At 54.0% G+C, this 13,621-nt stretch carries 10 protein-coding genes; 2 read left to right on the forward strand and 8 right to left on the reverse strand.

What is annotated here, in order from left to right; translation table 11 throughout:
• The first annotated feature begins 122 nt into the window (after window positions 1-122).
• Together SH573x_RS02975 and SH573x_RS02980 are read left to right on the forward strand one after the other, a co-directional pair.
• Window positions 123-3,071: a PSD1 and planctomycete cytochrome C domain-containing protein gene (locus tag SH573x_RS02975; protein WP_479352828.1), complete on the forward strand. Its 2,949-nt coding sequence runs from the start codon at window positions 123-125 to the stop codon at window positions 3,069-3,071.
• 6 nt (window positions 3,072-3,077) lie between these two features.
• Window positions 3,078-4,454, forward strand: a complete 1,377-nt coding sequence (locus SH573x_RS02980) for a DUF1501 domain-containing protein (RefSeq protein ID WP_479352829.1) — start codon at window positions 3,078-3,080, stop codon at window positions 4,452-4,454.
• An 86-nt stretch (window positions 4,455-4,540) separates the two neighbouring features.
• On the opposite strand, the gene SH573x_RS02985 is transcribed toward SH573x_RS02980, so the two are convergent.
• From SH573x_RS02985 to SH573x_RS03020, 8 genes are all read right to left on the reverse strand, one after another.
• The gene (locus SH573x_RS02985) at window positions 4,541-6,448 is read right to left on the reverse strand and encodes a hybrid sensor histidine kinase/response regulator (RefSeq protein ID WP_479352830.1); all 1,908 of its coding nucleotides are present in this window, start codon (window positions 6,446-6,448) and stop codon (window positions 4,541-4,543) included.
• Entirely contained in the window at window positions 6,445-7,389 is a 945-nt protein-coding gene (locus tag SH573x_RS02990; protein ID WP_479352831.1) for a sensor histidine kinase, read from the reverse strand. Before SH573x_RS02990 ends, SH573x_RS02985 begins: the two co-directional genes overlap by 4 nt.
• Window positions 7,390-7,462: 73 nt before the next feature.
• Window positions 7,463-8,458 carry a SpoIIE family protein phosphatase gene (locus tag SH573x_RS02995; RefSeq protein ID WP_479352832.1) on the reverse strand — a complete coding sequence of 332 codons (996 nt, stop codon included), beginning with the start codon at window positions 8,456-8,458 and terminating at the stop codon, window positions 7,463-7,465.
• Between the two features lie 3 nt (window positions 8,459-8,461).
• Window positions 8,462-8,872 (reverse strand): anti-sigma regulatory factor, encoded by a 411-nt coding sequence (locus SH573x_RS03000; RefSeq protein WP_479352833.1) that lies wholly within the window; start codon window positions 8,870-8,872, stop codon window positions 8,462-8,464.
• Window positions 8,856-9,290: an STAS domain-containing protein gene (locus tag SH573x_RS03005; RefSeq protein ID WP_479352834.1), complete on the reverse strand. Its 435-nt coding sequence runs from the start codon at window positions 9,288-9,290 to the stop codon at window positions 8,856-8,858. Before SH573x_RS03005 ends, SH573x_RS03000 begins: the two co-directional genes overlap by 17 nt.
• Entirely contained in the window at window positions 9,287-10,156 is an 870-nt protein-coding gene (locus SH573x_RS03010) for an STAS domain-containing protein (protein WP_479352835.1), read from the reverse strand. Before SH573x_RS03010 ends, SH573x_RS03005 begins: the two co-directional genes overlap by 4 nt.
• A gap of 452 nt (window positions 10,157-10,608) precedes the next feature.
• The gene (locus SH573x_RS03015) at window positions 10,609-12,723 is read right to left on the reverse strand and encodes a metallophosphoesterase family protein (RefSeq protein WP_479352836.1); all 2,115 of its coding nucleotides are present in this window, start codon (window positions 12,721-12,723) and stop codon (window positions 10,609-10,611) included.
• Between the two features lie 127 nt (window positions 12,724-12,850).
• The gene (locus tag SH573x_RS03020) at window positions 12,851-13,540 is read right to left on the reverse strand and encodes a FadR/GntR family transcriptional regulator (RefSeq protein WP_479352837.1); all 690 of its coding nucleotides are present in this window, start codon (window positions 13,538-13,540) and stop codon (window positions 12,851-12,853) included.
• Window positions 13,541-13,621 lie beyond the last annotated feature (81 nt).

The raw sequence follows: 13,621 nt of genomic DNA on the forward strand, positions 1-13,621 counted from the left end.
CGCTGCGGTCCTGTGTCCATGAACCCCAATGCTGCCTTAGGTGCAATCAATTAGGGAGAATTCATTGCCCAGATGACACGTTTTGCAGGTATATTAAAGGCTCGAAAATCTCAAGCCTGCGAGTGTCAAAATTGAAACCGATCGTAACTCCTATCCTTTTCTTGTGGCTGACCACACTGGCCGTCGCTGAGGAACGACATTTTGTCGTGGGTATTAATCTCAACGGCCCGCCTGTCGTGGTCGACGGTAACCAATGGGACGGCCAGGATAGCTCGCGCTACGAATGCAACGATCAAGCATTCGAAAATCAGAGCGTCAAGCTCATGCCGCCCACCGATGCAGCCCGGGCCAAGATGATTCGCTCCAGTCGTTGGGGTGGCAATCGATTATTGATCAAGAATATGCCGGCCGGCGAGTTGACCTTGTTCTTGTATGTCTGGGAAGACAACAACTCAGAGACCTACGATGTGACGGTCAATGATCGCGAAGTTGTGCACGCTTACAAGAGTGGACGAGCGGGTCATTGGGAACGTTTGGGACCTTGGTATCTGCAAGCCAACCGAGGACAGCTGGTCATTGAGAGTCGCGGCGGGGCAGCGAACTTTTCAGGCGTCGAAGTTTGGCAGGGCAGGCATGATGGCCAGATGAAAGTCGAAGTTGATCCCGATGACCTGGCGTTCTTTGAAAAGCGAATTCGTCCTGTGCTGGTCGAGCACTGTTATGAATGTCATGCTAGCGACTCGAGCCAAGTCGAAGGCGAGTTGCTGCTCGACTCGATGATTGCCACGCGTCGTGGCGGCAGCAACGGTCCGGCTCTGGTACCCGGCGATCCCGATGCTAGTTTGATCATGAAAGCAATTCGCTTTCGCGACTCCAATCTACAGATGCCGCCTGCTGGCAAGTTGAGCGATCAACAGATTCAAGACTTTGACGAGTGGATCGCGCGAGGTGCCGCTGACCCGCGCACGGAAGTAACCAAGTTTGAACGCAAGCAGTTTGACTTCTCAGCTGCTAAAGATTTTTGGTCGCTGCAGCCCCTGGTGCGGCCGCCGGTGCCATCAGTCCAAAACACCAACTGGCCAGCCAATACGCTGGACCGTTTTGTGCTGGCCAAGATGGAACAGCAGCAGTTGGTACCCACAGTCGATGCAGATCGGCGCACTTGGATTCGCCGCGCGACCTTTGATTTGATCGGCTTGCCACCTACGCCTGACGAAGTCACGGCCTTTGTAGCCGACGAATCTCCCGAAGCCTATGAGCGCGTGGTCGATCGCTTACTGCAATCGCCGCGTTATGGCGAGCGCTGGGGACGCTACTGGCTGGATGTCGTGCGCTATGCCGACACCGCGGGTGACAACTCTGATTTTCCGATTCCGCAAATGCATCTGTACCGCGACTGGGTGATCGATAGCTTCAATCGCGATTTGCCGTACGACCAGTTCGTAACGGCGCAGTTGGCTGGTGATCTGTTGCCCTATGATTCACCAGAGCAGTCTAGGCAACAGAATATCGCTACTGGCTATATCGCCAACTCGCGGCGCTTTGGATCACGCGTGGATGACTACCCCCAGCATCTGACCATCGAAGATACGCTCGATAATTTTGGTCGTGCGTTTCTGGGGTTGACCATCAACTGTGCTCGCTGCCACGACCACAAGTTCGATCCCATTGCGATGGACGACTATTATGGGCTGTACGGTATCTTCGATAGCACGCGTTATCCATGGCCAGGAATTGAGCTGGAACAGCGCCAGCGCGATCTAGTGCCTCTGGTTACGCCAGACGAGGTGGCCGCTTTTGAACAAGACAAGAGTGCCAAACAAAAAGAACTTGATGCCGAAACTGGTCGCATCGAAGCTGCCCTGAAACAAGGTGGCGACATCGACAAAGCTGCCCTGGAGAAGGAGCTCAAGCAAGCTCAAGACGCGGCCCGTAAGAATTCACAACGTACACCACCGTACGATTTAATATACGGTGTGGCCGAAGGCAAGACGATTGGCAACGCCCATGTTCAATTGAAAGGCGATCCTACCAAGCCGGGCGACGTCGTACCACGCAAATTCTTGACAACTCTCGGTGGCCAGGTGCTACCGGAACACCAGCCAGGCAGTGGGCGATTGCAACTGACTAAGTGGTTGTTAGATCCCAACAATCCGTTGCCTGCCCGCGTGATGGTCAATCGCATTTGGCAATATCACTTCGGCAAGGGCATCGTGCCTACGCCCAACGACTTTGGCAAACAAGGCAAGCCTCCGACTCACCCCGAACTGCTCGATTGGTTGGCCACACAGTTCATTGAAGATGGCTGGTCAGTTAAGGCCATGCATCGCCGCATTATGCTGTCCCATACTTATCGCCTGGCCAGCCGAACACAAGCTTCGAGGTTGCCACCCACTGCCAACGATGCGGCGCCGACTGAAATGGAGCAACGCATGCTCGACCAGGCGGCGGCAGATCCCAACAATGATTGGCTGTCTGCTTATCCACGTCATCGATTGGACGCGGAAGCTCTGCGCGATACGTTGTTGGCGTTAGGTCAATCGCTTGATCTTTCACCAGCGGGGCCACATCCTTTCCCACCGCAAAAGGATTGGAAGTTCACTCAGCACAATCCCTTCAAAGCCGAATATGACTCGCGTCATCGCAGCGTATATCTGATGACCCAGCGCATCCAGCGCCATTCTTTTTTGGCGATCTTCGATGGCGCCGATCCATCGGTCAGCACACCACGTCGGCTGACCACGACTACACCGTTGCAGTCTCTGTATCTCTTGAATGATCAACTGGTGCATGAGCAAGCCGAACGTTTGGCCGCTCGACTGTATGCGCTGGGGCAGGCCCAGGAGCTATCGGATCAAGAGTTGATTACTCAGGCATTTCAACTTTGCCTGGCTCGGTCGCCATCGGATTGGGAAGTTGGCCAGGCGGTGCAGTTCCTCACGGGCGCACAGTCTAATCTGGCGGCATCGTCCGCAGCTGGTGCTGAAGACGCAGGTCAGCAGAAGTTGCTTGCCTGGCAAGCCTTCGCGCGCGTCATGTTTCGCTTAAATGAATTTGTAACTATCGATTGATCGATTATGTCCAACGAACCTATTGCTCGACGTCATATGCTTCGCAGCTTGCTGGGAGCTTCATTGATCTTGCCCGGGATCGTCTCGGAATTAGTGGCCGACGGCGGCCAGCATCCCCTGGCTCCCAAAACACCGCATTTCCCAGCCAAGGCCAAGAACGTCATCTTTATTTTCTCCAATGGTGGCGTGTCCCACATGGACACGTTTGACTACAAGCCTCAACTCTTCAAAGCCGACGGCAAGACCAAGGGTGCCGGTGGCGGCTTGTCCAATGAGCAACGCGTCTTGCTCAAACCGTTGTGGGAATTCAAGCCTGGCGGACAGTGTGGCGCGCTGGTTAGCGATTTGTTTCCTTACCTGCGCGAGCAGATGGATGACATCTGTTTGATTCGCTCGATGAACGGAAATGATAACGAGCATTACAACGCCACGTTAGGTATTCACACCGGCTCGTTTTTCTTCTCGCGCCCCGGCATTGGGGCTTGGGTCAGTTACGGACTGGGCACAGTCAATCAGAATTTGCCCTCGTTCATCGTGCTGGCTCCGCAGATGCCGTATGCCGGCACACAAATTTTCAACAATGACTTTTTGCCCGCCTACCATCAAGGTGTGCGCGTGGTCCCTGGCAAGGAACCGATTGCCAATCTGCAGCCACGCACGCCTTCGCGCGAGATGCAACAACTGGAACTTGGCCTGGCCGAAGCCTTCAACCACCAACATCAACTAGCCCGCGCCACCGACAGTGATTTGCCGGCGCGCATGCAAGCCTTTGAAACCGCGTTTAATATGCAGACGGAAGCTCGCGAAGTTTTCGACCTCAGCCAGGAGAGCGCGCAAACGCATGAGCTGTATGGTCTCAAACCTGGACAGACTGACGGTTTCGGTTGGCAGTGCCTGGTCGCTCGTCGGTTGGTCGAACGTGGTGTGCGTTTCGTCGAACTGGTTGATGGCAGCTCCAGTCACAACTGGGATCAACATGGCGACATGGCTGAACATGCTCAGCACGCCAAGCATATCGATCAACCTATCGCCGGTTTACTCGCGGACCTAAAACGCCGCGGCATGTTAAATGAAACGCTAGTCGTCTGGACCACGGAATTTGGGCGCACGCCGGGCGTAGATGGCACCAAAGGCCGCGGTCACCATAGCGCATGTTTCTCGTCATGGATGGCCGGCGGTGGTTCGCGCGGTGGATTGACCTATGGTTCGACCGATGAGATTGGTGCCACCGTAGCCGAAGACCCCGTCCACGTGCATGATTTCCACGCGACTATTCTGCATCTACTGGGCATCGATCATACCCGCTTGACCTATCGCTATGCCGGACGCGATTTCCGCCTAACCGATGTCCACGGCAAAATCATCAAACCGCTGTTGGCCTAATCGTCTCCTTTCGCTCCGCGAAAGGTGCGTTAGCCAACTCCCAATCCGCAACAGGCAAGTTTCCTTTTGCGGAGCAAAAGGAGACGCTATACCACCGTATCGATGGTGTTTAGCAATTCTTGAATGGCCGAAGGTTCGGCCGGTTTGGTCAAGTGGAAATCGAAGCCAGCGTTTTGAGTGCGAAGTTTATCTTCGTCTTGTCCCCAGCCGGTCAGCGCGACCAGCACGATATTTTGACCCCACTGATGCTGACGAATCTCGCGGGCAGCGTCGTAGCCATTCATCTTGGGCATGCCCAAGTCCATCAGGATCACACTGGGTCGATACATCTCGGCGGCGGCCACCGCTTCCAGTCCATCGTGGGCCAATTGAATATCGTTGCCTAAGACTTTTAGAACCAGGCCCAGCAACACAGCTGAGTCACGATTGTCATCGACCACCAGCACCCGATGACGCACATGTGGCATAGGCGTCAATTCGCGCTTCTGACTGGCATCGCGACAGTTGGCTGTTTCACAAGGCAGTTTGACGACGAACTCACTGCCCTCATTGGGTCCGGCGCTGGTTACCGACACAGAACCGTGATGCAACTCGACCAGGCGTTTGACGAGCGTCAATCCGATACCCAGGCCCGTGTAGCCCTGTTCGATGGAGCGATCGATCTGCGTGAACATCTCGAAGATCTCGTGCTTCATCGACTCCGGAATGCCCAGGCCGTTATCTTTGATCGAGACGATAGCGAAATTCTCTTCACATCGTGCTCGGATCACGATCTCTCCATTCTGTTGCGTATACTTGACGGCGTTGTTGAGAATGTTGGCAAAGACTTGTGCCAGGCGATTGGGATCTCCCGTCAAAAATATTGGCTTGTCAGGAAGGACTGTGTGCAGACGATGGCCGGCTTCGCTAATAGCCGGGCGGATCGCATCGACAGCGCTGCCCAGGACATCAGCCAAATCAAACTGAGCTTGGCGCAGATTCAATTTGCCTTGGGTAATGCGCGATAGATCCAACAGGTCATCGATCAAGCGGATCAGTTGCAACGCTTGTCGCTCCATCATGGCCCGCGTGTTTTGAATCGTATCTATATCGCTGCCAGAGACCCGAATCACCTCCAGGCCTGTGCGAATGGGGCTCATCGGATTGCGTAGTTCATGCGCTAGGGTAGCCAAGAATTCATTCATCTTGCGATTGGATTCGGCTAGATCGGTGACAGCTGTGCGCAACTTTTCTTCCAGAGCTTTTTGTTCCGAGACTTCGCGACACACGGCCGAGTAGCCAGCTACTTCGCCGTTTTGACCTTGCTGCATGACCAGGCTGCAGTTGACCCACACGCTTGTTTGCGAGTTCCGGTTGCGCAGACGCACTTCGCATTCAGCGTGGCCCTGCCGTACAACTTTAGGCAAGAAGTCTCGCTCGAGCCATTGGAGGTCTTCGGGATAGAACAGTTCGCGCAGGTGAGAAATTGAGGCGTCAGCTAGCGATTCAATCCCCACCAGCTTCATGCCTGCGTGATTCATGTAAATCGGTGAACCGGTGGCATTGTAGATGGCGATCAAGTCGCGGCTTTGCTCGACCAACGTCACAAATTTCTGACGTTCCACCTCTGCATGTCGAGCTCGCAGGCAGGCACCGATGGTGGCGATCAACACGCGGGGTTCAATCGGTCGCGTCAAGTAACCATCGGCGCCCACGTCCAGGCCTAGAATACGATCATCATCGCTGACGAAGGTGGCTGAAGTATGCACGATTGGGATATCGGCAGTTCGTGGATTGCCGCGCAGCAGTTTGCACACATGGAATCCATCGATATCGGGCAAGTTGACATCCAACAGCACTAAATCAGGATGTTCCTGACTCTTGAGCAAAGCGTCTTGGCCTGTAGCCGCTTCCATCGTCCTGTAGCCGGCTGCTTTAAGGATGCGAGCAGTGCTGTAGCGATTGACTTCGTTGTCGTCAACGATCAGTATCATCGCAGATGTTTGCCTGTTCATGGCGATGGTCCTGGCGTTTGAGTTGCGTTGGTGGAAATCGGGCCAGGTGGCTTTTCTTGCGTGTGATATTCCCTGGGAATAATCAGCGTGAACGTCGATCCCTTTCCCAGTTCACTTTCGGCCTTGATGACTCCTCCCAACAATTCCGCATAGCGCTTGCACAGGGACAGCCCCAGCCCCGAGCCTCGCAGTCGCTTTTGCACGCTGGAATTGATCTGCATCCAATCATCGAAGAGGGCTGGGAGATATTCTTTGGAGATACCGATGCCTGTGTCGCTAACGGCGAAGGCAATCTTGTCAGTTTCGACCGCGTTGGCCGTCACGCACACTTGTCCTTGATGGGTAAACTTCAAAGCGTTCGATATAAGATTGCGCAAAATGATCGACAGCTTGGAGTCGTCCGTAAAGAGCGAAGGTACATCGTGGGGGTCGACGAAAACCAGCGACACACCCGAGTGGACGATAATCGGTTTGAAGAGACCACGAATCGCAGAAAACAGGTCGACCATATCGAACCAGGCGGGCGCAATCGTCACGCGGCCAGCTTCGATCTTAGCCAGATCCAGTAGATCGTTGACCATATCGCTCAAGTCCACCGAGGCCTTTTCGATAAAGCGAACTTGCTTCTCTTGTTCGCTGGTCAACTCACCATCCATGCGATCGATCAGAATTCGTGCCATGCTCTGGATGGCACCTAAAGGCGTTCGAAATTCGTGGCTCATGTAAGTCAGAAAGCGGCTCTTCAGCTCGCTGACCTCTTTCAGTTGTTCGCTGTAAGCGTCCAGCTCTGCATACAGCGCCACGACTCCACGATTGGTCTCACTTAGTTCTTCTTCCAGCATGACAACTTCACGCTGCCGAATTGCAAGTTCAGCCGTCAAAGTCTCGCAACGACTTTTCCAGTCTGCAGTGGCAGCACCGGCAATCCGACTGTCATCCATGGTGTGCTCAATGGGTTGGAACTGGATCGACATTGTTCAGTGGAATAGTAATGAATAAACGACTCATTTCGAATTATTTACGGCGAACGACTGCTACGGTGACATCATCGCGGCCACGGCAAAAATCTCGGATCAGCGTAGCCGCCAATATCGCGCAGTGTCGCGTCAAAATGCCGGGATACTCTGTTTCACTCCAGCGCGACATCAGCCCATCTGAATGCATGACCAATAAACTTTCGGGCGGCCAGTCATAGGCCAGCGGTTGAACGGTACGGATGCGGCAACCCAGAGTGCCGTTGTGTGACATTAAGCCTTTGCTGGACTGATGGGAGATGATGGTGGCCGCCACATTACCGACTCCGGCGAAGGTGAACTGACCGGATTCGTGATGGATCACGCCCGCCGCTACGGCTGCACCACGAGTACCACTGAGCGCTTGGTGAGTCTGTTCAAGGAAGGATTTGGGGTGCCAGTTGATTGTCGGCTGACGAAACTGTTTCAGGACTTGCAGACTGACCACAGCTGCTTCGTGACCATGGCCCAGACCGTCGGAGACTACGACGCGAAAGTGATCATCGCTGGTCATCATGGCCCAAGCATCGCCGCATTCACTTTCACCAGGAGCTGGTAGTGATATCGCTGCGCACTGAATACGTGCAGCGGACTGTGCATTCGCCGCTGGGCGAGGGTGGGCGCGAGCGACGATCACACTGCCTTTATCTGCGATGGAATAAGCATCAAACTCTTGCGCCAATCGACGTACGGCGCCAAGTCCGGTGCCCGGCGAGCCTCCGGTCGAGAAACCATCTTGCAAGCAGCGTTGCACATCCATCCCCGGACCGTGGTCGACAGAGATAGCTTCAAAGCCTTCCGCTGGAGAGCAGCGCAGAAACAATCTGCCGCGCTGAGCGTAGCGCACCAGATTCGTGGCTAGTTCGGTAACGATAATCGCGACGTTGCCCGCAGTGACGCTGTCCAACTGAGCAGCTTCGGCCATTCGCATTGCTTGACGGCGAGCACCACCAACTTGAGACACTTCGTCGATCGTCAGTTGCGTATGATGCTCCATAGCTTAGGTTTTCCAGCGGGCGATCGTTACCTTGGTGCCCAACCCCGGCGCCGATTCAATTTCAAATTCGTTTACCAAACGCTTGGATCCCGACAAACCCAAACCCAAGCCGCCACCGCTGGTCCAACCATCGGTCATCGCCAAGCCAATATCCGCAATTCCTGGACCTTCATCCGCAAAGGTGAGTCGCAAACCTGATTTATTCAACTGTTTGACGATCTGCCACTGCATGGTTCCTACACCTGCGTACTTGACGATATTGCGAGCCAGTTCACTAGCGGCGGTGACCATCTTGGTTTGATCGACCAATCCAAAGCCAGCCGACAGGGCCAAGGTGCGTACCATTTGTCGTACTTGCACTATGTCCGCTTCTGTTTGGACCGCCATTTCGCCAGTATCAGCCTGTGCTTTCACAGCCCGCCTCGTCAGACTCGGAAGGATCATTGAAAATGCTATCCGCCAACTGCGCCGTCTTTCGTAACATGGCCAGTCCGCGTTCAACGTTCAAAGCAGTTTGTACGCCTTCCAACGTCATGCCCAATTCCACCAGCGTGATGGCCACTGCTGGTTGCATACCTACCAACACCGTATGCGCATCCATCACTCGCGACATCGTTGAGATGTTGGCGATCATGCGCCCCACGAATGAGTCGACGATATCGAGCGCGGAAATGTCGATCAGTACACCTTTGGCCCCAGTTTGCGAGATACGCGCCGTCAAATCATCTTGCAACATCATGGCCAACTTGTCTTGCATGTCCACCTGGATCGTTACAATCAAGAACTGTTCCAGCTTGAGGATCGCAATGCGCTCACTGCTGGAGTGATTCATGCCCGATTCCTTGTAACGGTCAGACCAGCTTTCTTGAACGCCAGCGCCAGCGCATCTGCCAGAGTCGCTTTGGTAGTGACACCTTGAAGATCAACGCCCAAGTGCACAATGGTCTGTGCAATTTGTGGCCGAATACCGCTGATAATGCACTCTGCTCCCATCAAACGAATGGCCGTGATGGTCTTCAGTAAGTGTTGAGCTACCAAGGTGTCAACCGTGGGTACTCCGGTGATATCGATGATGGCTAGCTCTGAACCGGTATCGACAATCCGTTGCAGCAAAGCTTCCATAACCACCTGCGTCCGCGAGCTGTCCAGCGTGCCGATCATCGGCAGGGCCAACACGCCGTCCCAAATCTTGACCACCGGTGTCGAGAGTTCCAGCAGTTCTTCTTGTTGCCGGCGAATGACCTGTTCGCGCCCAGACAGATAGGCATTGAATGTATGGACACCGAGCTTGTCGATCAATTCGCTCGCATTCCAAGTTTCGTCGGTCATCAAATTCGCATCCATCGTTCCTTGGCGACGGATCGCGGCGAACAGCGGACGCTTGATCGAGAATACAAACGTGGCCGTATCAGCCGCCGACGAGCCTTGAAGGGCTCGAGTGTGCGACAGGTTTTCCAAGTACTCAAGCACCGGTGCCCAAGTACTCGTATGCGTGCGACCTGCGGGATCCTGCTCCAGCGCAGCGCTCAGCAAATTCACAAAGGTGACAGCTTGCTGCCTCAGCTCTTTGGCTTCCGCAGTAGTTGAATTGGCAAACCCTTGTTCCTTCAGCTGCTCTAGCCAGTCGGACAGTATTTGTTCCTGATCAGTAACCAGAATACTCGTAATAATACGTGGAGAGGTAAGCTCGTTGTGCATAACCGCGCCCGATGTTGTGTAATCAAAAAGTTGGAATCGTGCAAAGCTGTTAACTTAAAAGAGCTCACGGCCAAAATAAGTCACAGTCGAGCTCGCAGTATAGTTGGCAATAACAAACCCACAACGCATATAGAATGCATCATAGAGTTGTTTGCCAAGCATCCAAACAAAACATCGGCCACCTCGCACATTAGACCATAAATCAAATCAGCTGCAGCATGTGATGCGCCAAAACGTAGAATGTTATCAAAGTGTATTTGCGGTGAGAGAGTGACCCTATGTCGCCGCTTGTGGAGTGGTAGATCCGCTCGTTCAAATTGCAATGCTATGTCTTAGATATCAACTAAACCGAGGGCGTTAGCCGGTGTTAGCCCCGGTTGCCTTCACCGACCGTGACGGTGTAGATAACCGAGGCTAACGCCTACGGCTTAGACGCCTAACCAGTGATACTCTCACGGCTGAAACTGAATTGAGTAAAGGTCTGCCTGTTGTAGCTCTACGCGCAAGCGGATGGGCATATTCTCCAAGGTTGCTAGTGGCTTAGACCAGATGACTTCTTGATCGACGCTATCGCCTCTCAGGCGTTGGCAATCAGCCAGGCGAAAGCCTTCTAGTGGTTGTCCCGCTTTGTCTTGAACCTCGATACGCAGCGAGCCACCGGGAGAACATGCATAGTTCAGATGCAGCTTCTGTCCGGCAAAGGTGAAGGCTTTCGTTAGCAGTTCACCAGCAGTACCATCAGCGTGGACTGACACAAAGCCATCGACGCGAATTGTAAAGCGACGGACGCGACTGCCGGGGCCAGCGTAGTAAGCTTCGGTCGCATACAGCGAAAGCTGCTGGTCATCACCGGGCAACTGCAGCAAACCGTACGTCATGTAATTGCTGCGATTGCCATCACGATTTTCTGGAGCGGTAATAGGAATTAGTTCTTCGTTCCAGCGCTTGAAGTTCAAGCCATCTCGGCTGGTCATCAAGATCGGTTCGACTTGCTGCGTCTTGGGTTGATAGCGTGTCGGAAAGCCGATCAACAAGTGCGGAGCACGCAGGTACGGCTGAATCGCATTGGTATACAAGTGTTCGCTCGGTGCGTCTCCGTAGCTCAGGAATCGAGGATCATTCCACTTCAAAAAGTCCGACGATACGGAGTACATGATATCGCGCACGCCGTCACGACCTTTGCGATGGTAAGCCACATAGCGGCGTTGTCCCGGATGCCAGAAAGCCAGGTTCTGGGAATCAAAGTCGCCCTGGGTGATGACCACCTCAGGTTTCATCAATGACCAGCGAATCCCATCAGGAGACTGATAGGCTTTTAGTCCATGCTGATCACCGGCCAGCCCTTTGTAGCGGGCTTCTGCAGCGCAGTTCGGATTGGCATCGCGGAAGGGCGTGAAGTTATGTGTCCCCTCGCCGGTCAGGATGATGTTGTTGTCCTTGGAGCCCTGGTAGTCGAACAGACCTAGTTTGGGCCTGGTCCAGTGAATACCGTCTTGGCTTTCGGCATAGCAAGTGACTTCGGCGTGAGCCATCTTTTGAGTGGCTTCGTCAAAATGACCGCCGCGGTAGTACATGCGAAAACGGTCGCCGTCTCTGAAGAGCGTGAAGTAAGCTGACGTGTTGCCTTCCCAGGGTTGGTCGCAAGTGATCGATAGCTCACGGGCTTGCGGACGATGTTGTTTGAGCGTGGCTCCATTTAGTTTATCAATCAACAAATCATCGATGAATAATTCTCGTCGCGAGCCGATATCCAGACCGCGATCAAAATGAAAAGGCTCGTTGGGATCTTCCGTCACGCTGACAATGACAGGTGGATTCGACCGGACCTGGTCGGTTTGCACACGCCACAAATTGTCGGCACGCCAACTTTTCTCGAGTTGCCAGACGTGACCATCGGCATGTAGATACAGCACGGGTTTCTTGAATGCCTTGCACTGTTCGGCCAACTGCTTGAAGAATGTTTCATGGGCCGGAGCTGGCCTGGCCTGAGCCAGTAAGACGGCCGCGCGCACGTCGTTCCCATGTTTAGCGAGTTGCTGCTTGACCCAGTCGGCATCCTGCTGCAAGCGTAGCTCCCATTCCGCCGCGTCGTGCACGCGACCACCGACAATGTTCAAACCGATCACCAGCACACCTTTGGAAACAAAGGCAAAGTTCTCTGTGCGGGCGGCTTGTTTTTCCAGCTGATGCGTTTTGGGAAAGTGCTGGTCGAAATCGCGAAATTGTCGATTCCAAAATTCAAGTCCTTCGGCGGGGTTGTCCAGGTCATTCCATTCGTTGTCGCCTAACACGACATACACGGGCTTCTTGGATTTCTTCAGGATGCTGGCGACTTTGGCGTATTGCGCCTCCGGCCATTGCTTCTTGGAACCTGTCACCACATCGCCCAGGTGTACCAGAAATTCACTTTGCGGATCGCTATTGACCAACTGGACATAGTGAGCCAGCATCGGCTCTTCGTCATCCTGATATGGCCCACAGCCGGTGGCCGCAAAATGCAGTTGGTCAGCGTTAGTCCAATCAGCGCACCACAACAGAATCAAACTGAAGATAACGCAACGAAACACGATGATACTCCTCGAATGAAATAGGCACGCACACCCACTTTGCGCACTTGGGCATGCGGCCCCAGTGTACCGAATTGGGCTTGGCTCTGCACTGCAGTGAGATCTGCCTTCCAAAGCATCGCCGGTTTCAGATTTTCAACTGACTTAACAAACTCTCGTAGGCCAAGGTTAGATGTTCATGCATGGCCGCGCGGGCGGCGCGGGTGCTGCCGTCGACGAGGGCTTTGTAGATCGCGGTGTGCGAGCGATCGGTGCGTTGACGCCGTGAACTGGTCCATGACAACTGGACCAGATGGGGTTGCAGTAGTTGGAGGGTGGCTTGTTGAAAGGTCAGCAGCAGACCATTGTCGGCCAGTTTGGCAATCTCGGTATGAAACGTAATGTCGGCTTGCACATAATCCAAGCGCCGACGTGTTTGTGGAATCCTCGCCATCGCCTGGAGCGCTTCACGCACCGGCAGTAGGTCTTCCAAACGTCGACGTTTGGCCGCGCGACCCGCCAGTTCGACTTCAATGAAGCGACGTGCATCTAACAGTTGTAACAAGTTATGGTCTTGTTGCAGCAGGGCAGGGCCCAGCGTGGTCGACACGGCATCAACCAAAGTGGCATAGGTCAGCGATTGAACGTAGGCCCCCGACCGCGGCAGGATTTTCACCAGCCCCATCACCTGAGCTTGCAGCAGCCCATCGCGGGCTTCGGTAGGTTTGACCCCGAGCCGTTTGGCCAATTCGCGAATATTGGGCAGGCGATCGCCAACTTCCAATTCCATTTGGCCGATCAACTCCATTAGCCGCTCTACGCTTGCTTGACGCTTCATACTCTACCTATTACCATGCGCCCAATCACAAATGCTGATAATCAGATAGAGTATAACTGATAATCAGTTTACGGGCGGTCG

The organism is Rania fehmarnensis (genome assembly GCF_056494185.1).